Genomic DNA, 26,599 nt, shown 5'->3' with positions numbered 1-26,599 from the left:
GGAACACACATGGCGCGACGCAGAGGCAATGCACCGCGGGGGGGCCGGCAAGGCCGTCCCCTGACGCTGGGCGGGCTGGTCGCCGTGCTGCTGGTGCTGGCCGCGGTCTATGGGGCGGAGCGCTTCAACCTCGTCCCGCCCGGCACGCTGGATTCCATCCTGGGCGAGGAGAAGGCCCAGCGCCCCCGCCCCATTCCGCGGCCCGTGCCGGACGCCAGCATCGACTACGCCGCGGTCACCGCCCAGCTCGACCGCATCCGGGTGGCGGAGGAACGCCGCCGCGGCTATGAGCGGGACGAGTGGCCGCACTGGCTTACCCTCGAATCCCGATGCCTGAACACGCGCGAGCAGGCGCTGATCCGCGATTCCGCGAAGCCCGCGAAAATGTCGGAGAACGGATGCTCCGTGCTGTCCGGCGTCTGGAACGATCCCTACACGGGGGAGACCTTCACCGATCCCAAACAGGTGGACATCGACCACCGCGTGCCGCTGGAGGAAACCTACGCCAGCGGCGGCTACGATTGGACGCGGGAGAAGCGCGCCGCCTACGCCAACGACCTGACCGACCCGCTGACGCTCGTCACCGTCTCGGCGGCGGCCAACCGCGCCAAGGGATCGAAGGGGCCGGAGGACTGGCTGCCGCCGCGGGAAGAGTACATCTGCGCCTATGTGGCGGGCTGGATCGCCGTCAAGGCCCGGTGGGAACTGACCATGGACGAGCGGGAGCGTGTCACCGTCGGCAACATCCTGACCGACTGCCGCCGCACCGCCGTGGGGAACCGCCCGGCCCGCTGAGCGTCCCGCCCGCTGAAGGCCCCGCCGGTTGTCGATGGCGCTTCTGCAACCTGGCCGAACTTGATAGAACCTTCGTATGCGGCCAACCCGGACGGGACGGCGGCTGTTCGTCGATGGGGGTTGCCGGGGGATGGCGAAGGAACGCGGTCTGCGGACGACGGTGGCTCTGACCGGCGCCGCGCTGGTCCTTGGCGTCTCCGTCGTGCTGGCGGGGTTGACCGGCCTGCGCTCCCGCGAACGGATCGAAAGCGAGATCGGGCGCTCGCTGGCGGAGACCGCCCTCAACATGACCGACCGGCTGGACCGCTCCATGTGGTCGCGCGCCAGCGAGGTCGGCATGCTGGGCAAGCTCGGCATCACGCCCGCGATGGACGATCCGGCCCGGCTGCGCTGGCTGCTGGACCAGTTCCAGGAATTCTTCCCGACCATCTCGTGGATGGGCGTGACCGACAGGACGGGCAAGGTGCTGGCCGCCACCGGGGGGCTGCTGGACGGGGTGGACATCTCCCAGCGCCCGGTCTTCCGAAACGGGTTGAAGGGGCAGTTCGTCGGCGACGTGCACGACGCGGTGATGCTGGCCTATCTGCTGCCGAACCCGACGGGCGAGGCGATGAAGTTCGTGGACATCTCCACGCCCGTGCGCAACGACCGGGGCGAGGTCGTCGGCGTGCTGGCCACGCATCTGAGCTGGGAATGGACGCGGGAGATCCGCCGCTCCCTGCTGGACACCATGCGGGGGCGCGAGAGCCTGGAGCTGATCGTGGTCGCGGCGGACCGCACGGTGCTCCTCGGCCCCACGGAAATGCTGGGCACCAGCCTGGACATCGAGGCGGTGCGGCGCGCCCAGAGGAACGAGAGCGGCTGGGTCGTGGAGCAATGGCCGGACGGGCAGCGCTACCTCACCGGCTACGCCTTCGGCAACGGACACATGAATTATCGGGGCCTGGGCTGGAGCGTGGTGGCCCGCCAGCCCTTGAAGGTCGCCTACGCCCCGGCGACGGCGCAGATGATCGAGACGGCGCTGGCCGGCGGGGCCATGGTGCTGCTGTTCAGCGCGCTCGGCTGGCTGGCCGCGGGGCGGGTGACGCGGCCGCTGCGCCGGATCGCCCAAGCGGCGGAGCGCATCCGCAGCGGCGAGCGGGGCGCGGAGATGCCGGTGCTGGGCGGCACCGCCGAGATCACCTCCCTGTCGGCCACGCTGCGCGATCTGGTCGACGGGCTGACCCACCGCGACGCCGCCCTGGTGCGGCTGGAGGACATCGCCTATCAGGACCGGCTGACCGCCCTGCCGAACCGCCGCTATTTCGAGCAGTATGTGGAGGCCGCGACCTCCGGCAACGGCTCCGCCGCCTTCCTGTACATCGACCTGGACGGCTTCAAGCCGGTGAACGACCGGCTGGGCCACGACGCGGGCGACGTGGTGCTGTGTCAGGTCGGTGGGCGGCTGGCCGCCTGCTTCCGCGGCGACGACGTGGTGGCGCGGCTGGGCGGCGACGAGTTCGCGGCGGTGCTGCCGCTGCGCGCCGGGGCCGAACCGCCGGACCTGGACGGGCTGGCCCGCCGCATCATCGAGGCGGTCAACGAACCCGTCACCACCCACGGCGAGACGGTGCGGGTCGGCTGCTCCATCGGCATCGCCCTGTGGCCCGGGGATTCCGCCGACGTGGCGGAGACTCTGCGCCGCGCCGACCAGGCGCTCTATCAGGCCAAGCGGGAGGGCCGCAACCGCGCCATCCGCTGGACGGCCGGTCTTCCTCCTTCCCCGGGCGAGGCCCGGGGCATAGCCGCCGGGGAGGCGGAGGCCACCGCGTCCTAGGCCCCGCGGCCGAGCCACCGCCAAGCGGGGAACCGCCTCCGGCGGGCGTCCGGCAAGCGGTGGGTAAGGCGGTTGCACGCTGGAGCCTCAGGCCGTTCCTGCCGTTTCATGTCCCATCGAGCACGACTCGGACGGCCATGGCGGGAGATTGGGAGATGAGCCTCGACACCAAAGGACAGCGCGCCCGCATGCTGCGGTTGCTTGCCGTCGTGGAGCATTACGAGCGCAACAGCGCGGCGGGCGCGCAATTGATGCGGGGCACACGCTACGAGCTGGCCGTGCAGGCCACCGACGTGAACGGGGACCGCTGCCTGTTTCCCGCCTGCGGCTGCGTTCAGGCCGACTGTTCCCGCCGTCCTCCCGCCGGCCCGCAGCTCACCTGGGGTGGCCCGCGCGGCGGCTGGCGGATGCGGTGACGCTCGGCAGGGCCGGTCAGCAGGGGGGCCGGTCAGTAGTGGGGCGGGGGAGGTTCGTCCTGCGGCGCGCGGGGCATCCCGGACTCCAGTTCCGCCACACGGTCGCGCAGGCGGCGCATCTGCGCCGTCAGCAGGTCGATGGTCCGGCTTTGCTCGAACAGGACGGCGGACATCTCCTCGGCCATGCGCTCGTGATGGGCGAGGCGGGATTCCAGCTCGGTCAGGCGGCTTTCGGCGTCCATGAATGTCCTGCGAAGGGTCCTGCGGTGTCGTGCAGGGAAAGAGCTTTAGAACCGCTCCGCAGGTCAAGGCAAGATCAATGCAGCCGGTCCCCGGCGGCGACCCAGCGTTCGACGATCTGAAGGGCCTGCGGCACGTCCAGTTCCGGATGGTGCCAGCGCAGCACCACCGTGGCGGCCTCCAGGGCGTGGCGGTCGGGGCGCCCGCAATCGACCAGTTCGCGGTAGGCGCGCTCCACCACGGGCCGGCAACCGCAGACCGCGGCCTCGCAGGCGGCGAAACGCTCCGCCGGATCGTGCGCCGGCCCGGGTCTCCTCTCCGCCGCCATCAGGCCGTCTCCGGACCCTTGCGCTGGATGCGGCGCCCGAAGATCTCCAGCCGCTGCCCGATCATGTCGAAGCCGAGATGCCGGGCGATGCGGGTGACGGCGGCCTCCAGTTCCGGGTCCTGGAACTCGACCACCTCGCCGGTTTCGATGTCGATCAGGTGGTGGTGATGGTCGCCGCGGGCCTCCTCGTAACGGGCGCGCCCGTCGCCGAAATCGTGGCGCTGGATGATGCCGATCTCCTCGAACAGCCTCATGGACCGGTAGACGGTCGCAAGGCTGATCCCGGCGTCGATCGCCGCCGCGCGGCGGTAGACCTCTTCCACATCGGGGTGATCGGCGGATTCCGACAGGACGCGCGCGATGATCCGGCGCTGGCCGGTCATCTTCAACCCCCGCTCGGCGCACGCGCGTTTCAGCCGCGACGGCAGGGCTTCTTCGGGCGTCGTCATGGGGGGCGTGGTCATGGGGGGCGTCGTCACGGGGCCGGTCCTTTCCGCTTCCTTCCCATCCGATAAGAGATGGAGAGGATTGGGCGCCGGGACAACAGGGAACCGCAAGACCTGGGCGGAAGCTCCGCCCCGGCTCCACGACGTTGGTCCCGTGACCTCGCCACCATGACGTCTGCCCTGGATTTGGCCGATGACTTTGGTCCGGGGCATCGGCCGGACAGCGCTTCCCCGGATCAGAAGGACATCTCCTTAACGCCTCTCCTTCACCGCCCGATACCCCCGATGGCACGGACGGGTTCCCCCACCGGAACACCGCGATCCGCCTTCCGCCACCGCGTTTTCATCACAGGCATTTCGTACATGAAGCAGACGCTGAAGGACAGGAAACATTAAATGAAATTTAAGTTTTCCGATTGCCCGCCCGCATCCGCCTTTTCCGCCTGACTGTTCAAGGCCGCCCATCCGTCAACATCCGCCGGGAAGACCGCGCACATGGACATGAGGACTCTTGTTGAGGACGACGGCGACACCATCGGCATCGCATTGGAGCCTTTGGAAGGTCCGGGCAAGATTGAAGCGCTTTGGACCGATCTGGAGAAACGCGCCGACGGGTCCTTTTTCCTGAGCTGGCATTGGATCGGCAATTGGCTGGCCTCGCTGCCTCCCGGCGTGCGTCCCCACGCGCTTGTGGCCCGCCGCGACGGGCAGGTCGTCGGGCTGGCGCTGCTGTGCCCGCGCACCCAGTGGCGCTTCGGCCTTCTGCGCACCCGCTGCTGGCTGCTGCACGAAACCGGAGACCGGGTCTTCGACCGGCTGTTCGTGGAGTACAACGGCATCCTCGCCGACCGGAGCTGCGCGAAGGCGGTGCTGGCCGCCTGCTTCGATTGGCTGGGCCAACGCCTGACGAATTGGGACGAGCTGGTGCTGGGTGGGCTGGAACCGGACGCGGAGGCCGCCGTGCGGCGCACGGCGGCGCGTCAGGGCCACGCGTTGCAGGTGCGGGTGGCGGACAGTTGCCAATGGGTGGATCTTGACGGCGTGCGGCGGCAGGGCGCGGGCTATCTCGCCAGCCTCGGCAAGAACACCCGCGCCGCGGTGCGCCGCGCCATGCGGCTCTATGCGGAGCGCGGCCCCCTGACCCACCGCGTCGCCGCGACGGTGGAGGAGGCGCTGGAGGATTTCAGCGCCATGGAGGTTCTGCATCAGGCGAGCTGGAACGCGCGCGGCCAGTCCGGCGCCTTTTCCAACCCGGCCTTCCGCCCCTTTCACGAGCGGCTGATCGCCACCGGCGTGCCGGCGGGGACGGTGCGGCTGTGCCGCGTCAGCGCCGGAGAGACGGCCATCGGCTATCTCTACAACTTCGTCCATCGCGGGCGGGTGATGAACTATCAGGGCGGCTTCGCCTACGAGTCCGACAACCGGTTGAAGCCCGGTCTGGTCTGCCACGTCCTGGCCATCGAGGACACGCTGGCGCGGGGCGAGGACTGTTACGACTTCATGTCCACCCCGGCGGGGCACAAGCCGCTGCTGTCCAATGTGGAACAGCCGATGAACTGGATCGCGCTCGGCCCCGACCGGTTGAGCCGCCAGCTCGACGAGCGGCTGCGCCGCGTCAAGGCCGGGGTGACCGACCGGCTGAAGCGGCTGGCGCGCGGCCCGCTTCCCCTCATGAACCGCTGATCCCTCATGAACCGCTGATATTGAATCGCCGACCCGCCACCCCGCTAGGCCGCCGAACCGGCGGACGGAGGATGCCGAGATGAAGACCAGACACGCGAAACCCGCTCTCGCCTGCGTCATGGGCGACATGGACATGGTGCGCCCGCTGGGGCTGGCCGGGCTGCGCTGCGCCGTGGTGACCCATCCCGGCGCCCCGGCCCTGCATTCCCGCTTCACCAGGGACGCCATCCTGTGGGACGACCCGGCCCGCAATCCGGACGGGCTGGTGGAGGTGATGATGGCCTTCGCCCGCGGCCAGCCGGAAAAGCCGGTCCTCTATTTCCAGGACGACACCCAGCTCCTTCTGGTGTCCCGCAACCGCGCCCGTCTGGCGGAGGGCTTCCGCTTCGCCATCGCCGACGCGGAGCTGGTCGAGGATCTGGTGGACAAGGGCCGGTTCCAGGCGCTGGCGGAGCGGCTGAACCTGCCCGTTCCGGCCACCCGCCGCCTCTACCCGACGCGCGAGGCGGCGCCGGACGTGGTGGACCTGCGCTTTCCGGTGATCGTCAAGCCGCTGACCCGCCGCCGCGTGTGGGACGAGGCGGACGGCTTCGCCAAGGCCATCCAGGTCGATTCCGCCGACGAGTTGCGCGCCCTTTGGCCCCGGCTGGCGGCGGTCGGGCTGGACCTGCTGGTCCAGGAGATGATCCCCGGCCCGGAAACCCGGATCGAGAGCTACCACGTCCATGTGGACGAACGCGGCGGCGTGGCCGGGGAATTCACCGGCGCCAAGATCCGCACCTATCCGCTCGCCTACGGGCACAGCACCGCCCTGACCATCACCGACGCGCCCGACGTGGCGGCGCTCGGCCGGTCGCTGACCGAGCGGCTGGGCCTGCGCGGCGTCGCGAAGTTCGACTTCAAGCGCGCGCCGGACGGATCGCTGCACCTGCTGGAGGTCAACCCGCGCTTCAACCTGTGGCACCATCTGGGGGCGGTGGCGGGGGTGAACCTGCCGGCGCTGGTCCATGCCGACCTGCTCGGCCTGCCCCGCCCGGCGGTCGGCAAGGCACGGGCCGGCGCCCGCTGGTGCCACATCACCAAGGACCGGCTGGCCGCGAAGGACAGCGGCCTGTCCATGGCCTCCTGGCTGCCCTGGGTGCTGGGCTGCGAGGCGACGGCCATCGCGCTGGACGACCCGATGCCCTTCCTGCGCAACCAACTCGCCCGCGTCCTGCCGTCGCGCGCCCGGAACGGCGCGCCCGATGGTGCGATGAAGGCGCAGTGAGGGTGTCGCTGCGATGAGGATCGGCATCCTGTCGGACATCCACGCCAATCGGGAGGCGCTGGAGGCCACGCTGGCCGACATGCGCGGCGCGGGCGTGGAGCGCATCGTCTGCCTGGGCGACGTGGTGGGCTACAACACCGATCCGTCGCCCTGCATCGCCCTGCTGCGGGAGGCCGGGGCGGTCTGCGTCGCCGGCAACCATGACCGGGCGGTGACCCGCCAGATCCCGACGGACGGCTTCAGCGTCCGGGCGATCCGCGCCATCGCCTGGACGCGCAGGCGTTTGCCGCCGGAGGACATCGCCTGGCTGTCCGCCCTGCCGCTTAAGACCAGCGTCGGGGACCAGCTCGTCGCCGTGCATGGGGCGTTGCATGTGGACCGGGGCTGCGAACTGGTCCGGCTGAACAGCGACGACCGGCTGCGCCGCACCGCGCAGGCCCTGCTCGCCCATCCCTCCGGCGCCCGCGTCTGCGCCTATGGGCACACGCACCGGCTGGGCATTCACGAATACCGCAATGGGGAGCTGTGGGAGCACGATCCCGACGCCGAGGTCGTCCTGCGCGGCGGCTCCTGCTATCTGCTCAACCCCGGCACGGTGGGGGAGCCGCGGACGGAGGAGCGGCGGGGGACCTGGATGCTGTTCGATACGGGGCGGCGGACGGTGAGCGTGCGGCGGGTCGCCTACGACGATCGTTCCGCCTTCGAGAAGACGCGCCGGGCGGGGATCGAGCCGCGCCGCCTGCTGTCCATTCCGGCGCCGGTGCGCTCCGCCCTTCAGAATGGGCTGCGGCGGCTGGGGATTTACGAGATGGTGCGGCGGGTCATCAACTCCTGACCCGCCCAATTCCCGACCCACCCGTTCATTGAACCGTCGCCAGCATCAGCAGCGACGCGCCGAGCGGCAGCAGGGAAAGCAGCAGCTTGAGCATGGTTCCGGCCATCATGGTCTCCGGGGACGTCCTCGCCGGCGCGGGACTGTAGCCGGACGCGCGGTGAATCTCTGTGACAAATCCCACAGCCCTGCCATCCGCAGGCCAGCCATCCGCGAGCCAGCCATCAGCGATCCGCAAGGAATTCTTTTTTTGATCCAATCTCACGACAGATCCGTACCTCCTCTTCGGTGTTATCGCCGGTGCCGCCATGGGGCGGGCCGGAAGGCGGCCGGCGGCACCCAAGAGCCATCGACGACACGGATGGGCGGGAGAACGGACAATGCAATGGTTCAGAAACGCCAAGGTCGGCATCCGGCTGATGGTGAGCTTCGGCAGCATCCTGCTGCTGATGGTCGCCCTGGCCGCCATCGCCATCCACAAGGTCAACAGCATCAACGACAGCCTTTCGGCCATCAACGACGTCAACAACGTCAAGCAGCGCTACGCCATCAATTTCCGCGGCAGCGTGCATGACCGGGCGATCAGCCTGCGCGACGTCACGCTGCTGACCGACGCTGCTGCGCTGAAGGCCGAACTCGCCACCATCGACCGTCTGGCGGCGGATTACGCCCGGTCGGCCGAGCTGTTGGACCGCATGTTCGCCACCATCCCCGGAGTCACCGCGAGGGAACGTGCGATCCTGGCCTCCATCAAGGAGACGGAGGCGAAGACCCTGCCGCTGGCCCGCAGCGTCATCGAGGCGCGTCAGGCCGGCGACACCGACCGCGCCGTCCGCATCCTCGTCGAGCAGGCGCGCCCCGGCTTCACCGAATGGCTGGCCCGCATCAACGCCTTCATCGACCTTCAGGAGGCCGAAAGCCAGGAGATCGCCAGGAACACCCGCGCGGTGTCGGACAGCTTCCAATTGCTGATGATCTCGCTGTGCGGGGTGACCTTGCTGCTCGGCGCGGCCTTGGCCTGGTGGTCGATCCTGACGGTGCGGCCGCTGCGCCGCCTGACCGACACCATGCTGAAGCTGGCCGAGGGCGATCTGGGCATCGAGGTGCCGAAGGCCACCAGCCGCGACGAGGTCGGCGAGATCATCCGCGCCGTGCAGGTCTTCAAGGACAACATGGTCCGCGCCCGCCGGATGGAGGCGGAGAAGGAGGAAGCCGAACGCCGCGCCGAGGCCGAGAAGCGCGAGGCCATGAACGGGCTGGCCGACCAGTTCGAACGCAGTGTCGGCTCCATCGTGGAACTGGTGTCCCGCGCCGCCACGGAACTCGAAGGGTCCGCCCAGACCCTGAACGCGACCATGGAGCGCGCCAACGAGCAGGCCGGAACCGTCGCCGCCGCCGCGACCCAGGCGACGGCCAACGTGGAATCGGTCGCGGCGGCCTGCGGCCAGCTCGCCGGGTCGGTCAGCAGCATCGGCCAGCAGGTCCGCCAGTCCGCCGACATCGCCAACCGCGCCGTCCGCAACGCCGAGGCGACCCAGGCCACGGCTGAAGGGCTGGTCAGCACCTCGCAGAAGATCGGGGAGGTGGTGCAGCTCATCAACTCCATCGCCCAGCAGACCAACCTTCTGGCGCTGAACGCGACCATCGAGGCCGCCCGCGCGGGCGAGGCCGGCAAGGGCTTCGCGGTGGTGGCGTCGGAGGTGAAGAACCTCGCCAACCAGACCGCCAAGGCGACGGAGGACATCACCGCCCAGATCGCCGGGGTTCAGGACGTGACCCTGCGCACCGTGCAGTCGATCCGGGAAATCGCCCAGGTCATCGGGGAAAGCAGCCAGATCGCCGCGGACATCGCCCGGGCGGTGGAGCAGCAGGGAACCGCCACCCAGGAGATCGCCGGCAACGTCCAGCAGGCGTCGGCGGGCACCGCGGAGGTGTCCGGCGCCATCGTGCAGGTCAGCGGCGCCGCCGCTCAGGGCGGGACCGCCGCGGGCCGCGTTCTCGGCAGCGCGCAGGAACTGAGCCGGTCCGCCGCGCTGCTGCGGACGGAGGTCGGCGGCTTCCTGGCGAAGGTGAGGGCGGCGTGAGCCGCCCCTCCGCCTCTCTCTACGCCGGATAGCGGTCCTTGTACTTCACGATGACGTACAACGCGTGGATTATGCCCGGGATGTAGCCGAGCAACGTCAGCAGCACGTTGATCCAGAATTGGACGCCGAACCCCACCTGGAGGAAGACGCCCAAGGGCGGCAGCAGAAGCGCCAGTATGATGCGTATCAGGTCCATGGCGCGATAACGCCTCCGCCCCGCCCCAGGTTCCCTGCGGGGACCGTTCGAATCGAACATTGTGCGGTCGGGGCGGGGGCGGGTCACGGATGTGCCGCGGGCGGGGGCGCGAGGATGGTGCTCCCGCCCGTTTCCCCGCTTCCTACTCTTGACGGAAAACATCCGATGGCGGATTAATTTGTCCTCTGCAAAAATGGAGAGGAGCCATGCGGACCTTGTGGAACACCCTGCTGCGGCAGTGGCTGGATGCCGAGGGCGACGACGCCGGGGTGGAGAGGCTGAGCGGCCACCTGCGGCGCGATACCGGCCTCGATGGCGGGCTGGACGGAGCCGAAGCGGATTTCCTGCCTGCCCAAAACATCCGGGAGCGGAACCTTTCGGATGCCCGGTCATTTTTGACGTTGCAAGCGTATCGCTGACAGGCGATACCCGATCCTGTGGTTCCTGCGGGAACCGCGCCTTTTCTCAACCCACGGAGACCACGATGAAAGCCATCGTACCCACCACCCCGAATCGCCGACATGGCGATTGGTCCACCCATACGACCATGCGAGCTACCGGCTCCCTTCTTCAACCTTGCGCATTTGAACGCGAATTCCGGATATCGAGAGGAAGCCATGTGTGTCTTTTTGGGGTTTTGCGGCCGTTCTGTCTTCGTTGAGCACGCCCACTGGGCCTCTCCGGATCGTTTTTTCGACGCCCGGCGGGATAACGGGGAATTCGTGATATGGCTTGGACGCCTGAACATCATCTACACGCCGGCCCGATGGGGTCCTCGCTCGGGGAGGGTCGCTGATGCCGGCCCGCGTTCGCCCTGACGAGGTGACCACCGTCGTCCATGTGCTGGAGGCGTTTCGCAAGCTCGATCCCGACCTGCCGATCCAATACGCGCTGTCCTTCATGACGATCGCGCAGAACGAAGGGATTTCCATCGGCGAGCTTGCGGAACGCCTGGGCATCGCCCAATCCTCCGCGTCGCGCAACGTGGCCGCGCTCAGCCGCTGGCACAGCTTCGGGAAGGCCGGACTCGACCTCGTCCAGGCCCAGGAAGACCCGCGCGAACGCCGCCGCAAGATCGTCACGCTCACCGACACCGGCCGCGCGTTCCTCGAAGAGCTGCGCGCCATCGTGAGCCCCGCTTCGAATCCAGCGTCACACACCCCGTCCGAACCGCGCTGCGCCCGTTCGGCCTGATCGCGGGTGCCCGTCGTCGGCGCTTGACCGGGGTGGGCCTGTCCTGCCACACCAGCCCCGGACACACCGACGGACTTGCGCGCCATGACCTCCTCCGACTGCCCCTGCTGTTCCGGTCTTTCCTTCGAATCCTGCTGCGGCCCGATCCTGGCCGGCGCTCCCGCCCCGACGGCGGAGGCGCTGATGCGGTCGCGCTACACCGCCTTCGTGCGCCGCGACCTCGACCATGTGGAGCGCACCCACGCGCCGGAGATCCGCGAGGACTTCAACCGCGCCGAGGCGGAGCGGGTGGCGGACGAATGCGACTGGCAGCGGCTGGACGTTCTGCGCGCCACCGAGGAGGGCGACGAGGGCACCGTCGAATTCCTGATCCATTTCCGCCGCGATGGTCAGGACATGCGCCACCACGAGCGCGCGTCCTTCCGCCGTGAGGACGGCCAATGGCTCTACAGCGCGGGCGAGGTGAACCCGAAGGGCGAGCCGCGCCGGGTGGTCAAGGTGGGCCGCAACGAGCCCTGCCCCTGCGGATCGGGGAAGAAGTTCAAGGCCTGCTGCGGGCGGTAGGGCCGGACGGGGACCCGGATCATGGAACCGCGCTTCGCCTGCACCGCCTGCGGGAAATGCTGCCACGGGCTTCTGCCGCTGACGCTCAAGGACGCGGTGGCCCACGCCGTACGCTTCCCGTTGGCGCTGGTCTGGACGGTGGTGCGGTCGAACGCGAAATCCTACGACCTCGCCGCCCGGCTGGGCACGACCGTGCGCCTGCCCAACCGCAAGACGGTGGCGGTGCTGATCCAGCCCACCGCCTATCTTCCGAACAGCTTCCCTTGTCCGGAACTGCGGGCGGACAATCTCTGCGGCATCCATGCGGACAAGCCGTCGCGCTGCCGGACCATGCCCTTCTACCCCTACCGCGAGGAAAAGGATCAGGCCGACCTGCTCGTTCCCCGCAAGGGCTGGGAATGCGACGTCTCGGCGGAGGCGCCGGTCGTCTACCGCAACCACGCCATCCTCGACCGCACGGACTTCGACCGCGAGCGCGCCGACCTGCTGGAGCAGGCGCCGGTCATGCGGATCTACGCCGATTACGTGCTGAAATACATGCCCTGGATCGTCAACGATCTGGCGAAGATGGCGGCGGCCCCGGCGGGGGGAAAGCTGGTCACCAGCCTGTCGTCCTTCCTGACGGCGACCCGGCGGACGGACGCGCGGGAACTGGCGGCGGCCCAGGCCCCGCTGATGCAGGCGATGGCCGAGCGCACCCGGACCGATCCGGCGCTGGCCGATTTCCACAAGAACTACGCGGGCTGGGCGAAGGAGATGGAGCGTCTGGCGCAGCGCCCCTGATGCCGCCGCGACGCCGCCGGGTCAGGCGGCGATCCCCAGCCCCTGCCGCAGCAGCCCGACCAGCGTGCGCACCGCCCGTTCCTGCTGGTCCAGAGTCAAGCCGGAGCGGCCCGTCTGGTCGGCGACCTGTTCCGGCAGGGGGGGCAGGTGGACGAAGCCCATGGGAATGTCGAGGTCCGCCGTCTCGATCAGATGGCGCGCGCGGTAGAACAGGTGGTTGCAGACGAAGCCGCCGGCATGGTCGCTGAAGGTCACGGGAAGGCCGGCGATGGCCAGCTCGCGGATCAGCCTGGGGACGGGCAGGGTGGAGCCGTAGGCGGTCGGGCCGTCCGGCACGATGGCGTCGTCGGTGCGCACCACGCCCGCGTTGTCGGCCTGCTCGCTCTCGTCGCGGTTCCAGGCTAGCCGCTCGATCTTGATGTATTCGGACCCGGCGGCCAGCCCGAAGCACAGGGCGGCGGCGGGCCGGTGCTCCTCCAGCAGGGCGGCGAAGGCTTCGCCGCAGGCGTCGTATTCGACCGGCAGGACCGCGGTGACGACCCCCGGCTCTCCGGCCAGCCGCTCCATCAGGAGCGCCGTCGGGTTGACGGCGTGGTCCCCGAAGGGCTGGAACCCGGTGAGCAGGATGGGAGCCGTCACGGCGCTCGCCTTTCGGTCAGCGGTGTCAGGGACGCAGAAGGCCGATGATGTCCTTCACGCCCTTCAGGTTCGTCTCGGCGATGGCCGCCGCGCGCTCGCCGCCCTGGCGCAGCAGGCGGTCGATTTCCGCCTTGTCGTCCAGAAGCTCCTTCATGCGGGTGGTCATCGGGGCCAGCTTGGCGACCGACAGATCGACCAGCGCCGCCTTGAAGCCGGAGAACTGGGCGCCCGCGAACTGCTGCACCGTCTGCTCGCGCGTCTGGCCGGACAGGGCGGCGTAGATGGTCACGAGGTTGTCGGCCTCCGGACGCTTCTCCAGGTCGGCCACGGTGTCCGGCAGCGGCTCCGGATCGGTCTTGGCCTTGCGGATCTTCGTCGCGATGGTGTCGGCGTCGTCGGTCATGTTGATGCGCGAATATTCGGACTCGTCCGACTTGCTCATCTTCTTGGTGCCGTCGCGCAAGGACATCACGCGCGTCGCCTCGCCCAGGATCTGCGGCTCGGGCAGGGGGAAGAACTCGGTGTCGTAGCGGCGGTTGAAGGCGCCGGCGATGTCGCGGGCCAGCTCCAGATGCTGCTTCTGGTCCTCGCCCACCGGGACGTGCGTGGCCTTGTAGAGCAGGATGTCCGCGGCCATCAGCACCGGGTAGGAATAGAGGCCGAGGTTGGCCATGTCCTTCTGCTTGCCGGCCTTCTCCTTGAACTGCGTCATGCGGTTCAGCCAGCCCAGCGGCGTGTGGCAGGAGAGAATCCAGGCCAGCTCCGAATGGGCGGGGACGAAGGACTGGTTGAAGAGGATGTTCTTCTCCGGGTCGATGCCGGCGGCGATGTAGGCCGCGGTGACCTCGCGGATGTTGTTGCGCAGGACCTCCGCGTCCTGGTCGATGGTCAGCGCGTGCAGGTCGACGACGCAGAAGATGCACTCGTACGAATTCTGCAGCTCGACCCAGTTCCGCAGCGCCCCCAGATAGTTGCCGAGGTGAAGCTGCCGGGTCGGCTGCATGCCGGAGAAGATGCGGTTCACGGGGGTCTCTCGCTCGAAACTTCTGGAAGGCGGCTGTTATCGCCCCGGAACCGGGCGGGGTCAAGACGCGGGCGGCTCCAATTCCGGGGTGTTCCGCCGCAGGAAGCCCTTCACGTCGGCGAGGTCGGTGGCCCCCGTCAGTTGCGCCAGAGCGGCGAAGACCGCCACGCCGCCGCCGACCAGCAGGGCCAGCGCGCCGAACCGGACCAGCGTGGACCCCGCCTCCAGCCAGGGCTCCAGAAGCGATGCCCCGAACAGCAGCGCCGCCCCCATGCCCAGCGCCGCCGCGGCGATGCGCGGCGCGCGGCCCAGGAACCGGTCGTCCAGTTGCAGGAATCCCCGGCGGCGCAGGGCGCGGGCCAGCAAAGCGAGGTTCAGCCAGGCGGTCAGCCCCGTCGCCAGCGCGATCCCCACATGCTCCAGGAAAGGCATCAGCGCGACGCCCAGCGCCAGATTGGCGGCGGTCACCACGACGGCGACGCGCACCGGGGTCGCCGTGTCCTGCCGGGCGAAGAAGGCGGCGTTCAGCGCCTTGACGATCACATGGGCCGGGATGCCGACGGCGTAGGCGGCCAGCGCCAGGGCCGTCGCCTGCGCCTCCGCCGGGCCGAAGGCGCCGCGCTCGAACAGCACCGACACGATGGGCGCCCCGGCCACGGCCAGCGCGACCGCCGCCGGCAGGCCCAGCAGCAGGCTGAATTCCAGCGCGCGGCTGAGATAGTGGCGGACCATCCGCTCGTCCCCCGCCGCGGCGTGGCGGGCGAGCACGGGCAGCAGCGCCGTGCCGATGGCGATGCCGATGATGCCCAGCGGCATCTGGTTCAACCGGTCGGCGTAATAGAGGAAGGACACCGCGCCGGACGGCAGCAGCGAGGCCAGCACGACGTTCAGGAACAGGTTGATCTGCATGACCCCGGCGCCGATGGCTCCCGGCCCGACCAGCCGGAACAGGCGGCGCATCCCCTCGGTCATCCGCGGCATCGTCAGGCGCAGCGTCACCCCCGCCGACCGGCAGGCCCAGCCCATCCAGACGAGTTGCACCACGCCCGACAGGGTCACCGCCGCCGCCATGGCGCGGCCCGGCTCCAGCCCCAGCCGGGGGGCGGTCAGCAGGGCGGCGATGAGGGTGAGGTTGAAGGCGATGGGGGCGGCGGCGAAGGGGCCGAAGCGGTCCAGGGCGTTCAGCACCCCGCCCAGCAGCGCCACCAGCGACACCAGCATCAGATAGGGGAAGGTCAGCCGCGCCATGTCCACGGCCAGCGCGAACTTTTCCGGCTCGTCCGCGAAGCCCGGCGCCAGGGCGTGCATCAGGGCGGGCATCGCCAGAATGGCCAGCGCCGTGAAGGGCAGCAGGACGGTCAGCAGGATCGCCAGCGCCTGTTCGGCGAAGGCCACGGCGGCGGCGCGCCCGTTGCGCTGAAGCTCCGCCGCGAAGAGCGGCACGAAGGCGACGCTGAAGGCGCCCTCCGCGAACAGGCGGCGGAAGAAGTTCGGCAGCTTCAGCGCCACGAAGAAGGCGTCGGCCACCGGCCCGGCGCCGAGCACCGCGGCGGTCAGAATGTCGCGGGCGAAGCCGGCCAGCCGGCTCAGCAGGGTCAGGCTGCCGACGGTCGCGATGGCGCGGGCGAAGCTCATCCGGTGGCGCCCCCGGCCGCGGCAGCCACTCGCAGAAAGATCGCAAAAGTTTGAATATGCTCTACTTTTTGTATCATTGGTCGTCGGTTTGTCCATTGAAGGGGGAGAGTGGCTGGCGCATAATGCAATTCAGGCAGTGGTCGAGGTCCGCAGTGCGACGAGGGATCGCTTTTTCGCGGGGGGTGGATGCCCGTCTCATTCTCCCCGCCGTCGCGGTCGCCGTGGCCATCGCGGCGCTGTGGTGGACGCTGCTGAGCCGCATCGACCGCGAGGAACGCTTCCTGGACCAGACGGCCCGCCAGCACACGGCGGCCATGGCGCAACTGGTCGAGGAACAGGCCATCGCCACCTTCCGCCGTCTGGACGATCTTCTGATCGACGTGGCGTCCCACGTCGAGCGGGACATACCCCTCCTGATTCCGACCCGGCGGTCGTTCGAGGAGGGTCTGGCCGCCTCCATCCGGATTTACGACGCGGGCGGCTGGCTGTCCATGGGCTTGGGGCGGACCACCACCCGCGACCCCGTGCTGGAGTGGGAGGAGTTCACCCGGCACAAATCCGGAGCGCACCGGAGGGGCAACCAGAAGGGCTTCGTCATCGGCCTGCCCTTCGTCAGTCCGGGCACGGCGGATGTGTTCATCCCGGTGTCGCGCCGGCTGGACGGGGCGGACGGGCGGTTCCGCGGCGTTGCCGTGATCGACATCCCGGCCGAGATCTTCGCGCGCTTCTACGGGCGGCTGGACCTGCCGCGCGACAGCGCGGTCGCTCTCGCCCGCTCGGACGGTCCCCTGCTGGCCCGTCATGCCCTCCACGAGGAGATGGTCGGGCGCAACGTCCGCCAATCCGACGTCTGGCCGGAAGCGGGAAGCGGGACGGTCCGGCATTATCGCGCGGTGAGCGCCATCGATGGGGTGGAGCGCATCTACGCCTTCCGCGCCTCCGCCGATTATCCGCTCGTCACCGTGGTGGGGGAGTCGGTGGAGACGGTGTTCGGCGCCTGGCGGCAGAACCGCTTCGTCTCCATCGCCTGGGCCGCGGCCACCACCGCGGTGATCCTGCTGTTCACGACCGCCTATCTCGTGCAGCTTCAGCGGCGGCGGCACAGCGACCGGGCGTTGCGCATCCGCAACCGGGCCATGGAATGGAGCGGCGACGGCATCCTGATCGCCGACGCCACCCGGCCCGGCACGCCGGTGGTCTACACGAACCCCGCCTTCGCCCGACTGATGGGGATCTGCCCGGAGGGCACCCTCGGGCGCCGGGTGGAGGATGTGCTGAAGGGCTCCACGGCGGACCCGTCGATCCTCTGCCCCTTGTATGGAGGGGACCTGAACGGAAGCCGCGGGGATTTCGAGGACCTGTCGGTGGAGTTCCGGCGCCCTGGCGGTGCAGGCGGGAGAGGGGGCGAGGACGTCTGGCTGGAATTGCGCGCTTCGCCCGTGCGCGGCCCCGGCGGAGCGCTGGTCAGCGTGATCGCCACCGTCCGCGACATCACGGAACACAAGACCGCCCAGGCCGCGCTGGCCGACGCGCGGCGGGAGGCGGACAAGGCCAACGTCGCCAAATCGAAGTTCCTGGCGGCGGCCAGCCACGACCTGCGCCAGCCCGTGCAGTCGCTGATGCTTCTGATGGAGGCGCTGTCCACCCGCACCACCGACCCCGCCATGCGCAAGATCCTGACCACCATGGACCGCGCGCTGGGCGCCCTGAAGATGCTTCTGGACGGGTTGCTGGACGTGTCGCGGCTGGAGGCCGGGGCGGTGGAGCCGAAGCGCGCGGTCTTTCCGGTGACGGAACTGCTGGACCGCATCGCCGCCAACAGCCGGCCGGTGGCGGTGCGCAAGGGGTTGCTGCTGCACATCAGCCCCTGCGGAGCCTATGTGGACAGCGATCCGATGCTGCTCGGCCGCATCCTCCAGAACCTCGTGGAGAACGCCCTGCGCTACACCAGCCGGGGGCGCGTCCTGGTCGGCTGCCGGCGGCGCGGTGCGGTGCTGCGGATCGAGGTGTGGGACACCGGCATCGGCATCCCCGCCGACCGGCAGGAGGACATCTTCCAGGAATTCGTCCAGGTCGGGAACGCCAGCCGCGACCGCGACCAGGGGCTGGGGTTGGGGCTCGCCGTGGTGCGCCGGCTCGCCCGCATGCTGAACCATCCGGTCAGCCTGCGCTCCGCACCGGGGCAGGGCTCGGTCTTCCGCGTCGAGGTGCCGCTCGCCGCGCCTCCCGCACCGTCCGGGACCCTGCCGGCGGGCTTCCCCGTCACCGCCCGGATGCGCGCCGGCGCCCGCGTGCTGGTGGTGGAGGACGATCCCATCGTGCGCGAAGGGCTGTGCGCGATGATCCGGCAATGGGGGCACGAGGTGTTTCCCGCCGGCAGCTTCGGCGAGGCGGTGGAGACCCTGCGCCGCCACCCCGATCCGGACGTGATCGTCGCCGATTACCGGCTGGGCGAAGGGCACACGGGCACCGAGACCATCCGCGAGGTGCGGCGCCTGTCGAAACGTCCGATCCCCGGCATCCTGGTGACCGGCGACACCGCCCCGGACCGTCTGGCGGAGGCGGAGGCCGGCAAGTTCCGCATCCTGCACAAGCCGGTCATCGCCGACGACCTGCGGAGCGCCCTGGCCCTGGCCCTGGCACCGGACGCGCCGATTCCGCACGCGCCGCCGTCCGACTCCAAACAGCGTGAGCTGGCCGACTGAGTTGGCCGACCGATCCAGACGTCTCCCGCGTCGAAAGTCGTGCCATGCGCCGGGCGTGCGGCAGCCTACGCCTGTTTATCCGTTGCGCCCGCCCCGTGCCTTTGCTTGTTTGCCCGTTTCGGAGGCAGCACCGCGGCCTCCGATCCGAAAGCATTCGACAAGAAGAACATGATCCCGGAGAGAGGAATCCACCGATGATCCGTGCGAAGCTGGCCGTGACCGCCGCCGCCGTTGCCTTGGGGACCGGCCTGTGGGCCGGGGCCGCCCAGGCCGACATCACCATCGCGCTGGCCGGTCCGATGACCGGCGCCGCCGCCGCCTATGGCGAGCAGACCCGTGCCGGCGTCGAGGCCGCCGTGGCCGACATCAACGCCAAGGGTGGGCTGCTGGGCCAGAAGCTGGTCCTGACCATCGCCGACGACGCCTGCGACGCCAAGCAGGCGGTGGCCGCCGCCAACAAGCTGGTGGGCCAGAACGTCGCCGCGGTGATCGGCCACGTCTGCTCCGGCGCCTCCATCGCCGCCTCCAACGTCTATGGCGAGGAGGGGATCGTGATGATCTCCCCCACCGCGACCAGCCCGCAGCTCACCGACCGCGGCCTGAAGAACGTCTTCCGCGTCTGCGGCCGTGACGACCAGCAGGGCGAAGTGGCGGCCCGGCTGATCGCCGACCGCTACAAGGGCAAGAAGGTCGCCATCGTCCACGACAAGCAGGCCTATGGCCAGGGCCTCGCCGACGACGTGAAGCGCCGCCTGAACGCCGCCGGCATCACCGAGACCGCCTTCACCAGCATCACCGCCGGTGAGAAGGACTATTCCGCCCTCATCACCCGGCTGAAGTCGGAAGGGGTGGAGGTGCTCTATTACGGCGGCTACGACCAGGAGCTTGGGCTGATCGCCCGCCAGTCGGCGGACCAGCAGTTCCGTCCGCAGATCATCGGCGCCGACGGCATCCAGCCGCAGTCCTACTGGAACATCGCGGGCGAGACGGCGGAAGGCACGCTGTTCACCTTCTCCCCCGACCCGCAGCGCAACCCCGCAGCCAAGCCGGTGGTGGAAGCGATGCAGGCCAAGAACATCCGCACCGACGGCTTCACCCTGTTCGCCTACGCGGCGGTGCAGACCTACGCCCAGGCCGTGCAGAAGGCCAACAGCGCCAAGTCCGCCGATGTGCAGAAGGCGCTGCGCGCCGGCCCGTCCTTCGACACGGTGGTCGGTTCGCTGTCCTTTGACGACAAGGGCGACCTGAAGCAGCCGGGCTATGTGTTCTGGGCCTGGAAGAACGGCGAGAAGGTCCAGGTGGACTGATTCTGTCCGGTCTGTCTGGAGGCTGGCCCGTCTGGAGGCTGGCCGGTTTGGAAGGCGGGGCCGTTGCGCCCCGCCTTTTTCGTCTGTCCGCCTTTCTTGTCCGAGGGATTCGGGATGGTCGGCGATTGCCAAGGGCTGGACGCGAACCTTTTCCCCGTTCCCGTGTTTGCGCTGAGGTAATCAAACACCGTCCCAATCACCGCCACTGGGCAGGGAGGCCGCGATGCATCGCCACGCCGGACGCCGTTCGCGCAATCGCAGTTCCGCCGGGATCATTCTGTGCGCCGGCCTTCTCAGCCTCGGCGCCTGCGCCTCGATGGGGCCGCCGCGCACTGCGGAACCGGCCCCCGGCGCGGTGGCAGCTCTGGACGGTATGGTGAAAGGCCCCTGCAACCGTGCCGTCGCCTCCGTCCTGGCCGGGGAAGGGATTCCGGTGGGGCAGTTCCGGACCGCGATCTACAGCGAGTCGCGCACCGGGCCGAGCGCGCGGGTGTCGCAGTACGATACGTGGCTCTATCCGCGCGACAAGGCCGGCGTCCTCATCGTCAAGACGGACGAGACCTGCCGTCCGATGGGGATCTACACGCGGGAAGGCGGCAACCTGCAGGCCTTCAAGGCGGGATAAGGCGAACCGTTGGCAATCGCCGACTCCGGCTCCGATTCCGGGGACGGGCCGGTTGGCAATCGCCGACTTACCCGCGCGCGGCGGGGAGGATCTTGCGCTCCGGAATCGGCGGGGGCGAGGGGTAGAGAAGGACCCCGGTGTCGGAGAACTCCACCCTCGCGGCCTCGTAGACGGCCAGGGCGAGGTCCAGGGCCACCCGGAACTCCGGCTTGAAGTGCTTCAGTTCCTTGTAGCCGCCGCCGAACTGGGTGAAGAGCGCCTTCCAGGTCACCGGAGTCGGGTCGCGCAGCACATGCAGCCGGTAGGCGAGCCAGACATAGACGTCGATCGCCATCGAACAGCCGCCGATGTGGCGGATCGCCGGTTCCCAGATCGGCACGGGGGAGCGCTTCAGCGCGGCGAAGAAGGTCTCCGACAATTGCACGGTCTCGCGCCACAGCGTGCCCTGGCCGTCGTCGTCGCGCAGGCGGATGCCGCCGTTGACGATGTTCTCCTTGGCGAAGCCCTCCGCCCCGTCCTTGTCCCAGAAGAAGGTCAGGCGGCACAGGTTGATGCGGGTCGCCTGCTCCTGCACCGCCTTGTAGGTGGAACCGCCCGCCGACACGCCCATGCGGTCCAGCCAGTCGTTCATGGAGCGCCCAAGCTCGATTTCGCGGCTGTTGTCCTGGATCGCGCGGGTCTGGAGGTAGAGCAGGATCAGCCGCGCCTTGGCGCCGTAGGGCACGCCGACCGGCATCAGGCTGCCGTCGCGCTTGCGCTCCTTGCCCGGTTCGACCAGCAGGGTGACGCGGCCCTGGTCGCGGCGCCATTCGGCGTCCGGCGCCAGCTTCCGGTGGGGCAGGCTGGTCAGGCAGAACCCGGAATAGGTGATGCCCAGCGCGTTGGACTCGTCCTCCAGCACCGCCGCCGCGACATCCACGACGCTGGCGCGCTTCGGGTCCACGAGGTTCCGCGCCTCGCGCCGGCCATGCGTCATGATGAGTTGGTGCACGTCGCCCATAGGTCCCCCCGTCCATTCTGCCTGCAGTCGACCATGCACCGCCGGGAGAGTCCATTTGGCGATCGCCGACCAGACTAATTGAGACCTAATTGCTGGAGTCTATTTGCTAGGTCGGCGATTGCCTGTGGACGACTCGGGGATGCGTCGGCGATTGCCAGAAGACTCGTCGGTGTTCGCCAAGGGACCTTGTGGGAATCATCGGAGACTCACGGCGACTCGGGCCTTGGTCGGCGATTGCCAAGGTGGGGTGGGGCAGGCGAGTCGCGACTCGGGATCTCTTGGCGCGTTCTTGCGGATGTCTGGCCGGTTGGTCGGCGATTGCCAAGGGATCGCGATCCTTGGCAATCGCCGACTCCCCCTCTCCCGCCCCGGGAGAGGGGGCTGGCACGGTCGGCGATTGCCAAGCCGGCATCCCTGGCCTGCGGGCCTGCCGCGGGCACGAAACGGCAGCGCGGCTGTTGACGCTTGGCCCCCGCGATGACGGGGACGTGCATCGGGAGAACCGCGCCATGAGCGACGAGGGTTTCACGGACCGCCTGCTGGATGGCGTGAACGGGCTGGATGGGACCGCCCACCGCAAGGCCGTCGCCCTGGGCGCTGAGGTGCCGGCTCTGCGCGACGGGCTTCAGGTGCCCAGCTCCCGCATGGTGCTGATGCCGGCGCTGGGGGCGCTGTGGGCCGCCGGGCTGGGGTGGGAGAAGCCGGGCTGGTCGCGCCTTGCCCGGCAGGGGCTGCTCGCCATCGCGCTGGGGACGGTGGCCGGCAAGGGGATCAAGCGCGTCGTCTGCCGCGCCCGCCCGAACGAGGGCGGCGACCCCCGCCGCTGGGGCAAGGCGGACGGCAAGCACGCCTCCTTCCCCTCCGGCCACGCCATCAACGTGTCGGCGCTGACCACGGCGGTCGGGCTGAACCGCGGCTTCACGCCGGCGACCATGGCCAGCCTGGGCTTCGCCGCCGCCGTCGGCTGGTCGAGCCTCGCCACGGAGCGGCACTGGGCGTCGGATTACGCCGCGGGCATGGCGACGGGTGTGCTGGCGGGGCTGGCCGCCGAAGCGATCGACGGCTGGGTGGAGAAGCGGCTGTCCTGAGACTGTTACCCCGACGGATCGGCCAGCGCGTGCAGCAGCCGTTCGCGGATCTGGGCCAGCTTGCTCTCGTGCGTGACCTTCAGCCCGAAGACGTCCTTCACATAGAAGACGTCGATGGCCTTCTCCCCGTAGGTGGAGATCTTCGCCGACGAGATCTGCAGGGTCAGGTTGGTCAGCGCGCGCGTCAGGTCGTACAGCAGGCCGGGCCGGTCGCGCCCGTTCACCTCGATCACCGTGTGGGTGGTGGAGGCGTTGTTGTCGATCAGCACGCGCGGCGGCACATGGAAGACGCGGGTGCGGCTGGCGTGCGGGGCCTTGCGCTTGGTCAGCTCGTGCAGCGGCTTCAACTGGCCGGACAGCACCTTCTCGATCATCACCGACAGCTTGGCGAGCTTGTCGCCGCTCTCGAAGGCGCCGCCGCCCGCCGCGTCCTGCACGGTGAAGACATCCAGCGCCATGCCGTTGGTCATGGTGAAGATGCGGGCGTCCACGATGTCCGCCCCCGCCGCCGCCAGCGCCCCGGCGAGGCGGGAGAACAGGCCGTGGTGGTCGGTGGCGAAGATCGTCACCTCGGTGATCGCCCGCCCACGGTCGATGCGCGTGTTGACGGTCAGCGGGCGTTCGTCGCGCAGCGCCTCGCGGACCAGCCGCGCCTGCCGGCCCAGCGTCTCCGCGTCGAAGGCCAGCCAGTAGGCGGGGTAGCCGAGCGCGATGTGCTGTTCGAAATCGGCATCGTCGAAGTCGGACAACTCGGCCCGCAGCGCCGCCTGGGCGGCCTGGATGCGGCGCCCGCGCCCTTCGACCGACAGGCCGCCGGACATCACCTCTTCCGACCGGTTGTAGAGTTCCCGCAGCAGCGTGGCCTTCCAGTTGTTCCAGCGCTGCGGCCCGACCGCCCGGATGTCCGCCACCGTCAGCACCAGCAGAAGGCGCAGCCGCTCCGGCGACTGGACGAGCGACACGAAGTCCCGCACCGTCTTGTCGTCCTCCAGGTCGCGCTTGAAGGCGGTGTAGGACATGGCGAGGTGCCAGCGCACCAGCCAGGCGACCGTCTCCGTCTCCTCCGCCGTCAGGCCCAGACGCGGGCACAGCTTCTCCGCCACCCGCGCGCCCAGCACGGAATGGTCGCCGCCGCGGCCCTTGGCGATGTCGTGCAGCAGAACGGCGACGTAGAGCGCGCGCCGCGACACCACCTTGTGGATCACCTCCGACGACAGCGGCAGCTCGTCGGCCAGCTCGCCCGTCTCGATCTTGTGCAGGATGCCCAGCGCGAACAGCGTGTGCTCGTCCACCGTGTAGACGTGGTACATGTCGTACTGCATCTGCGCCACCACCCGACCGAAGTCGGGAATGAAGCGGGCCAGCACCCCGGCCTCGTTCATGCGGCGCAGCGTGATCTCCGGGTCCTTCCGCCCGGTCAGTATTTCCAGGAACAGCCGGTTGGCCTCCGCGTCCGCGCGCAGCTTCGGCCCCACCACCGACAGCGAGCGCGTGATGGCGCGCAGCGCGTTGGGGTGGATGTCGATGTCGTTCTGCTGGGCGGTGTGGAACAGCCGGATCATGTCCAGCGGCTCGTCCTTGAACTGGCGGTCGCTGCGGACGTTCAGCCGCTCGCCGTCCACCACGAAGCCGTCCACGTCCTTGCGGCGGGCCAGCGCCGCCAGCCGCAGGATGTTGAACTTGGGCGGGCGCTTCGATTCCGCCTCCAGCGCCGCGCAGAAGATGCGGGTCAGGTCGCCCACGTCCTTGGCGACCAGGAAGTAGTGCTTCATGAAGCGTTCCACGCCCTTGGTCCCGGCGTGGTCCGTGTAGCCCATGCGGGTGCCGATCGACGTCTGCACGTCGAAGGTCATCCGGTCCTCCATGCGCCCGGTCAGGTAGTGAAGGTGGCAGCGCGCGGTCCACAGGAAGTTCTGCGCCTTGGCGAAGCGCTGCGCCTCTTCCGGCAGAAGCACCTTCTTGCCGACCAGATCGTCCACGTCCTCCACCCGGTACAGATATTTGGCGATCCAGAACAGGGTCTGGAGGTCGCGCAGGCCGCCCTTGCCGTCCTTCAGGTTGGGTTCCAGGACGTAACGGCTGTCGCCCAGCTTCTGGTGGCGGTTGTCGCGCTCGGCCAGCTTGGCCTCCACGAACTCCGGTCCGGTGCCGGCCACCACCTCGCGGTCGTAGCGGCGGCGCAGTTCGGTGAACAGCTTGCGCGGGCCCCAGAGATAGCGGGCCTCCAGGATGGCGGTGCGGATGGTGACGTCGGCCTTCGACTGGCGGATGCAGTCGTCGACGCTGCGCACCGCGTGGCCGACCTTCAGCCCCAGATCCCACAGGATGTAGAGCATGTACTCCACCACCTGCTCCACCCGCGGGGTGCGCTTGTAGGGCAGCAGGAACAGCAGGTCGATGTCGGAGAAGGGCGCCAGCTCGCCCCGGCCGTAGCCGCCGGTGGCCACGATGTCGAACACTTCGCCCGAGGTCGGGTTGGGCGACGGGAAGATGTGGGTGACCGTGAGGTCGGCCAGGGAGCGCACGACCCCGTCGGCGAGGTAGCAGTTCTGCCGCACGCAGTCCTCGCCCGATCCCTTGGCCTCGAACCGGGCGCGCACCTCCGCCCGCCCGTCGTTCAGCGCGCCGCGCAGCCGGGCGATCAGGGCGGGGCGCAGCTTGTCGCCGGTCCCATGCTCCGCCACCAGCGTTTCCAGGTCCTCCGCCAGCTTGCGCCGGGACAGGATCGCGCGCTTGTTGGGGATGTTGGCGGCGCCGGCATCGGTGGCGTCGGAGGCGTCCGCCGAGGCGGTGCGGGTGGAGAGCATCGGCAAAACGTGAGCCTTCCCAGGGATGCGAGGGGTGCGACAGACGGTGCGGCGTACCGACTATAACGGGAAAGACGATAATTCGCACGCGGCAGACCGAAAGAGGCCGCCGTCTGTTTGCTGAATGATCCGGTGTGGGTTGGTCGGAAGTGCCGCTGTGACGGCCGTCACTGACCCGCCCCCATCCAAAGAGGTAGGGAGTCGTCGGTGAGACACGCGCGCGAGAGGCCACTGATGACCCCGAATTCCGAAACGGCGCGGCGGGAGCTGGCGAATCTCGGCAACGCCCTGACCCTGGCGGAACGGGGCCTGCCGCGTCACACGCCCGCCGAACTGATGGCCTGGCTGGTGCATGCGCTGGCCCTCTGTCCCGGCTCCATCGGCGACGCCCTTCTGTTCGAGATCTGCGGCACCGCCACGGACGCCAAGGCCGCCGACGCGATCAAGATCGCCCTGATCCGCAAGGGCTGGGCCGCGGTGGTGCGGGCGCAGTTCCGCCTGCGCGGCCTGACCCTGGTGGGCGGCGGAGGCGATTGGCGCGCCTGCGCCGCCTGAAGGTCTACTCCTCGCGCACCGACAGGTGGATGTTGGCGCCACCGTTGCCTTCCAGGATCTCCGCAGCCTCGACCTCGTCCGCCACGTCGGCGGTGCGCACCCACAGGATGACGCCGCCGGCCTCCAGCGCGCGGCTGAACTCGTCCGTGTCGGGGTGGCTGGTCAGTTCGTCCAGGTAATCCTTGATGGCGACGCCGCCCAGACCGGCGGCGACGAGGGCGGCCAGCGGGGCGGCGATGGGGCCGCCGACGATGGCGAGAAGCCCGGCGGTGGTCAGGGGAAAGGCGTATTTCAATTCGCCCACCAGACCGGTCAGGGCCTCGTCCGTCGGGGTCTGCGGGCGCTGGTCCGCGGCTTCCAGCGAGGTGTGGCTCGCCAGGACCGACAGGTCGTCGCGGTCGAAGCCGGCGTCCAGAAGGGCGGCTACGGCCTTGTCGAACGTCTCACGGGTCCCGAACAGGGCGACGACCTCGCGCACCTCCCGGACGGTGTCCTGGCCGTTCGTGGTCTGGACGTTCGTCGTCTGGCCACCGGTGTTCTCGGGGGTGCTCTCGGGCGCTTGCGTCACGG

General features: G+C 69.4%; 27 protein-coding genes. 16 read left to right on the top strand and 11 right to left on the bottom strand.

Annotated features, from left to right (window positions below; translation table 11 throughout):
• Positions 1 to 9 precede the first annotated feature (9 nt).
• The 3 genes from DS843_RS05225 (at position 10) to DS843_RS05215 (ending at position 3,027) form a co-directional block, all read left to right on the top strand.
• Complete coding sequence (locus DS843_RS05225; RefSeq protein WP_149467827.1) at positions 10 to 795, top strand: HNH endonuclease family protein; 786 nt, start codon at positions 10 to 12, stop codon at positions 793 to 795.
• 130 nt (positions 796 to 925) lie between these two features.
• On the top strand, positions 926 to 2,611 hold the full coding sequence (locus DS843_RS05220; RefSeq protein WP_149467826.1) for a sensor domain-containing diguanylate cyclase: 1,686 nt from the start codon (positions 926 to 928) through the stop codon (positions 2,609 to 2,611).
• A gap of 155 nt (positions 2,612 to 2,766) precedes the next feature.
• A complete protein-coding gene (locus DS843_RS05215) occupies positions 2,767 to 3,027 on the top strand; it encodes a hypothetical protein (protein WP_149467825.1) in 261 nt (86 codons plus the stop codon).
• A 32-nt stretch (positions 3,028 to 3,059) separates the two neighbouring features.
• Here DS843_RS05215 and DS843_RS05210 read toward each other — a convergent pair whose 3' ends face one another.
• The 3 genes from DS843_RS05210 to DS843_RS05200 all read right to left on the bottom strand — a co-directional run bounded on the left by DS843_RS05210 (position 3,060) and on the right by DS843_RS05200 (position 4,059).
• Positions 3,060 to 3,269 carry a SlyX family protein gene (locus DS843_RS05210; RefSeq protein ID WP_149467824.1) on the bottom strand — a complete coding sequence of 70 codons (210 nt, stop codon included), beginning with the start codon at positions 3,267 to 3,269 and terminating at the stop codon, positions 3,060 to 3,062.
• A 74-nt stretch (positions 3,270 to 3,343) separates the two neighbouring features.
• Entirely contained in the window at positions 3,344 to 3,595 is a 252-nt protein-coding gene (locus tag DS843_RS05205; protein WP_149467823.1) for a hypothetical protein, read from the bottom strand.
• Complete coding sequence (locus tag DS843_RS05200) at positions 3,595 to 4,059, bottom strand: Fur family transcriptional regulator (protein WP_286191946.1); 465 nt, start codon at positions 4,057 to 4,059, stop codon at positions 3,595 to 3,597. Before DS843_RS05200 ends, DS843_RS05205 begins: the two co-directional genes overlap by 1 nt.
• A gap of 483 nt (positions 4,060 to 4,542) precedes the next feature.
• On the opposite strand from DS843_RS05200, the gene DS843_RS05195 reads away from it, so the two are divergent.
• The 3 genes from DS843_RS05195 to DS843_RS05185 all read left to right on the top strand — a co-directional run bounded on the left by DS843_RS05195 (position 4,543) and on the right by DS843_RS05185 (position 7,826).
• Positions 4,543 to 5,724: a GNAT family N-acetyltransferase gene (locus DS843_RS05195; RefSeq protein ID WP_286191945.1), complete on the top strand. Its 1,182-nt coding sequence runs from the start codon at positions 4,543 to 4,545 to the stop codon at positions 5,722 to 5,724.
• Between the two features lie 79 nt (positions 5,725 to 5,803).
• Entirely contained in the window at positions 5,804 to 6,991 is a 1,188-nt protein-coding gene (locus DS843_RS05190) for a carboxylate--amine ligase (protein WP_149467821.1), read from the top strand.
• Between the two features lie 13 nt (positions 6,992 to 7,004).
• Entirely contained in the window at positions 7,005 to 7,826 is an 822-nt protein-coding gene (locus DS843_RS05185) for a metallophosphoesterase family protein (protein ID WP_149467820.1), read from the top strand.
• A 25-nt stretch (positions 7,827 to 7,851) separates the two neighbouring features.
• Here DS843_RS05185 and DS843_RS05180 read toward each other — a convergent pair whose 3' ends face one another.
• Positions 7,852 to 8,082 carry a hypothetical protein gene (locus DS843_RS05180; protein ID WP_149467819.1) on the bottom strand — a complete coding sequence of 77 codons (231 nt, stop codon included), beginning with the start codon at positions 8,080 to 8,082 and terminating at the stop codon, positions 7,852 to 7,854.
• A 121-nt stretch (positions 8,083 to 8,203) separates the two neighbouring features.
• On the opposite strand from DS843_RS05180, the gene DS843_RS05175 reads away from it, so the two are divergent.
• Positions 8,204 to 9,907: a methyl-accepting chemotaxis protein gene (locus tag DS843_RS05175; protein ID WP_149467818.1), complete on the top strand. Its 1,704-nt coding sequence runs from the start codon at positions 8,204 to 8,206 to the stop codon at positions 9,905 to 9,907.
• 19 nt (positions 9,908 to 9,926) lie between these two features.
• Here DS843_RS05175 and DS843_RS05170 read toward each other — a convergent pair whose 3' ends face one another.
• Positions 9,927 to 10,103, bottom strand: a complete 177-nt coding sequence (locus DS843_RS05170) for a YqaE/Pmp3 family membrane protein (protein WP_149467817.1) — start codon at positions 10,101 to 10,103, stop codon at positions 9,927 to 9,929.
• A gap of 206 nt (positions 10,104 to 10,309) precedes the next feature.
• Between DS843_RS05170 and DS843_RS05165 the strand changes: the two genes are divergently transcribed.
• The 4 genes from DS843_RS05165 (at position 10,310) to DS843_RS05150 (ending at position 12,644) form a co-directional block, all read left to right on the top strand.
• Positions 10,310 to 10,522: a hypothetical protein gene (locus DS843_RS05165; RefSeq protein WP_149467816.1), complete on the top strand. Its 213-nt coding sequence runs from the start codon at positions 10,310 to 10,312 to the stop codon at positions 10,520 to 10,522.
• Positions 10,523 to 10,898: 376 nt separating this feature from the next.
• A complete protein-coding gene (locus DS843_RS05160) occupies positions 10,899 to 11,297 on the top strand; it encodes a MarR family winged helix-turn-helix transcriptional regulator (RefSeq protein WP_149467815.1) in 399 nt (132 codons plus the stop codon).
• Between the two features lie 84 nt (positions 11,298 to 11,381).
• Complete coding sequence (locus tag DS843_RS05155; protein ID WP_149467814.1) at positions 11,382 to 11,861, top strand: YchJ family protein; 480 nt, start codon at positions 11,382 to 11,384, stop codon at positions 11,859 to 11,861.
• Positions 11,862 to 11,882: 21 nt separating this feature from the next.
• Positions 11,883 to 12,644 (top strand): YkgJ family cysteine cluster protein, encoded by a 762-nt coding sequence (locus DS843_RS05150; RefSeq protein WP_149467813.1) that lies wholly within the window; start codon positions 11,883 to 11,885, stop codon positions 12,642 to 12,644.
• A 21-nt stretch (positions 12,645 to 12,665) separates the two neighbouring features.
• Here the strand turns inward: DS843_RS05150 and DS843_RS05145 are convergent, their stop codons facing one another.
• From DS843_RS05145 to murJ, 3 genes are read right to left on the bottom strand one after another with little or no spacing between them, the layout of a single operon-like run.
• Positions 12,666 to 13,283 carry a pyroglutamyl-peptidase I gene (locus tag DS843_RS05145; RefSeq protein WP_149467812.1) on the bottom strand — a complete coding sequence of 206 codons (618 nt, stop codon included), beginning with the start codon at positions 13,281 to 13,283 and terminating at the stop codon, positions 12,666 to 12,668.
• 25 nt (positions 13,284 to 13,308) lie between these two features.
• Entirely contained in the window at positions 13,309 to 14,307 is a 999-nt protein-coding gene (trpS, locus tag DS843_RS05140) for a tryptophan--tRNA ligase (RefSeq protein WP_149467811.1), read from the bottom strand.
• 60 nt (positions 14,308 to 14,367) lie between these two features.
• On the bottom strand, positions 14,368 to 15,942 hold the full coding sequence (gene murJ, locus DS843_RS05135; protein WP_149467810.1) for a murein biosynthesis integral membrane protein MurJ: 1,575 nt from the start codon (positions 15,940 to 15,942) through the stop codon (positions 14,368 to 14,370).
• Positions 15,943 to 16,124: 182 nt separating this feature from the next.
• Between murJ and DS843_RS05130 the strand changes: the two genes are divergently transcribed.
• From DS843_RS05130 to DS843_RS05120, 3 genes are all read left to right on the top strand, one after another.
• Positions 16,125 to 18,647 (top strand): ATP-binding protein, encoded by a 2,523-nt coding sequence (locus DS843_RS05130; protein ID WP_149467809.1) that lies wholly within the window; start codon positions 16,125 to 16,127, stop codon positions 18,645 to 18,647.
• A gap of 194 nt (positions 18,648 to 18,841) precedes the next feature.
• Positions 18,842 to 19,954, top strand: a complete 1,113-nt coding sequence (locus tag DS843_RS05125) for an ABC transporter substrate-binding protein (RefSeq protein ID WP_149467808.1) — start codon at positions 18,842 to 18,844, stop codon at positions 19,952 to 19,954.
• 223 nt (positions 19,955 to 20,177) lie between these two features.
• Entirely contained in the window at positions 20,178 to 20,579 is a 402-nt protein-coding gene (locus DS843_RS05120; protein ID WP_149467807.1) for a hypothetical protein, read from the top strand.
• A 67-nt stretch (positions 20,580 to 20,646) separates the two neighbouring features.
• On the opposite strand, the gene DS843_RS05115 is transcribed toward DS843_RS05120, so the two are convergent.
• Positions 20,647 to 21,579, bottom strand: coding sequence for a replication protein RepA (locus tag DS843_RS05115; protein ID WP_149467806.1), 933 nt, complete (start codon positions 21,577 to 21,579; stop codon positions 20,647 to 20,649).
• A 509-nt stretch (positions 21,580 to 22,088) separates the two neighbouring features.
• Between DS843_RS05115 and DS843_RS05110 the strand changes: the two genes are divergently transcribed.
• Positions 22,089 to 22,667 carry a phosphatase PAP2 family protein gene (locus DS843_RS05110; RefSeq protein ID WP_149467805.1) on the top strand — a complete coding sequence of 193 codons (579 nt, stop codon included), beginning with the start codon at positions 22,089 to 22,091 and terminating at the stop codon, positions 22,665 to 22,667.
• A 5-nt stretch (positions 22,668 to 22,672) separates the two neighbouring features.
• Here the strand turns inward: DS843_RS05110 and DS843_RS05105 are convergent, their stop codons facing one another.
• Entirely contained in the window at positions 22,673 to 25,474 is a 2,802-nt protein-coding gene (locus DS843_RS05105; protein WP_286191944.1) for a [protein-PII] uridylyltransferase, read from the bottom strand.
• A 234-nt stretch (positions 25,475 to 25,708) separates the two neighbouring features.
• On the opposite strand from DS843_RS05105, the gene DS843_RS05100 reads away from it, so the two are divergent.
• A complete protein-coding gene (locus DS843_RS05100; RefSeq protein ID WP_149467803.1) occupies positions 25,709 to 26,029 on the top strand; it encodes a hypothetical protein in 321 nt (106 codons plus the stop codon).
• A 4-nt stretch (positions 26,030 to 26,033) separates the two neighbouring features.
• On the opposite strand, the gene DS843_RS05095 is transcribed toward DS843_RS05100, so the two are convergent.
• Positions 26,034 to 26,597, bottom strand: coding sequence for a hypothetical protein (locus tag DS843_RS05095; protein ID WP_208852183.1), 564 nt, complete (start codon positions 26,595 to 26,597; stop codon positions 26,034 to 26,036).
• Positions 26,598 to 26,599 lie beyond the last annotated feature (2 nt).

Source organism: Roseomonas genomospecies 6 (genome assembly GCF_008365375.1).
Taxonomy (GTDB): Bacteria; Pseudomonadota; Alphaproteobacteria; order Azospirillales; family Azospirillaceae; genus Azospirillum.
Note: the sequence above shows the minus strand (reverse complement) of the source record. Positions and strands in the feature narration are given on the sequence as shown.

Coding starts and splice junctions, on each gene's coding strand:
- DS843_RS05165 (WP_149467816.1), top strand. CDS start 10,310: ATGCGGACCTTGTGGAACACCCTGCTGCGGCAGTGGCTGGATGCCGAG.
- DS843_RS05100 (WP_149467803.1), top strand. CDS start 25,709: ATGACCCCGAATTCCGAAACGGCGCGGCGGGAGCTGGCGAATCTCGGC.
- DS843_RS05195 (WP_286191945.1), top strand. CDS start 4,543: ATGAGGACTCTTGTTGAGGACGACGGCGACACCATCGGCATCGCATTG.
- DS843_RS05225 (WP_149467827.1), top strand. CDS start 10: ATGGCGCGACGCAGAGGCAATGCACCGCGGGGGGGCCGGCAAGGCCGT.
- DS843_RS05110 (WP_149467805.1), top strand. CDS start 22,089: ATGAGCGACGAGGGTTTCACGGACCGCCTGCTGGATGGCGTGAACGGG.
- DS843_RS05150 (WP_149467813.1), top strand. CDS start 11,883: ATGGAACCGCGCTTCGCCTGCACCGCCTGCGGGAAATGCTGCCACGGG.
- murJ (WP_149467810.1), bottom strand. CDS start 15,942: ATGAGCTTCGCCCGCGCCATCGCGACCGTCGGCAGCCTGACCCTGCTG.
- DS843_RS05155 (WP_149467814.1), top strand. CDS start 11,382: ATGACCTCCTCCGACTGCCCCTGCTGTTCCGGTCTTTCCTTCGAATCC.
- DS843_RS05175 (WP_149467818.1), top strand. CDS start 8,204: ATGCAATGGTTCAGAAACGCCAAGGTCGGCATCCGGCTGATGGTGAGC.
- DS843_RS05125 (WP_149467808.1), top strand. CDS start 18,842: ATGATCCGTGCGAAGCTGGCCGTGACCGCCGCCGCCGTTGCCTTGGGG.
- DS843_RS05115 (WP_149467806.1), bottom strand. CDS start 21,579: ATGGGCGACGTGCACCAACTCATCATGACGCATGGCCGGCGCGAGGCG.
- DS843_RS05190 (WP_149467821.1), top strand. CDS start 5,804: ATGAAGACCAGACACGCGAAACCCGCTCTCGCCTGCGTCATGGGCGAC.
- DS843_RS05210 (WP_149467824.1), bottom strand. CDS start 3,269: ATGGACGCCGAAAGCCGCCTGACCGAGCTGGAATCCCGCCTCGCCCAT.
- DS843_RS05215 (WP_149467825.1), top strand. CDS start 2,767: ATGAGCCTCGACACCAAAGGACAGCGCGCCCGCATGCTGCGGTTGCTT.
- DS843_RS05105 (WP_286191944.1), bottom strand. CDS start 25,474: ATGCTCTCCACCCGCACCGCCTCGGCGGACGCCTCCGACGCCACCGAT.
- DS843_RS05220 (WP_149467826.1), top strand. CDS start 926: ATGGCGAAGGAACGCGGTCTGCGGACGACGGTGGCTCTGACCGGCGCC.
- DS843_RS05185 (WP_149467820.1), top strand. CDS start 7,005: ATGAGGATCGGCATCCTGTCGGACATCCACGCCAATCGGGAGGCGCTG.
- DS843_RS05160 (WP_149467815.1), top strand. CDS start 10,899: ATGCCGGCCCGCGTTCGCCCTGACGAGGTGACCACCGTCGTCCATGTG.
- DS843_RS05200 (WP_286191946.1), bottom strand. CDS start 4,059: ATGACCACGCCCCCCATGACGACGCCCGAAGAAGCCCTGCCGTCGCGG.
- DS843_RS05205 (WP_149467823.1), bottom strand. CDS start 3,595: ATGGCGGCGGAGAGGAGACCCGGGCCGGCGCACGATCCGGCGGAGCGT.
- DS843_RS05120 (WP_149467807.1), top strand. CDS start 20,178: ATGCATCGCCACGCCGGACGCCGTTCGCGCAATCGCAGTTCCGCCGGG.
- DS843_RS05170 (WP_149467817.1), bottom strand. CDS start 10,103: ATGGACCTGATACGCATCATACTGGCGCTTCTGCTGCCGCCCTTGGGC.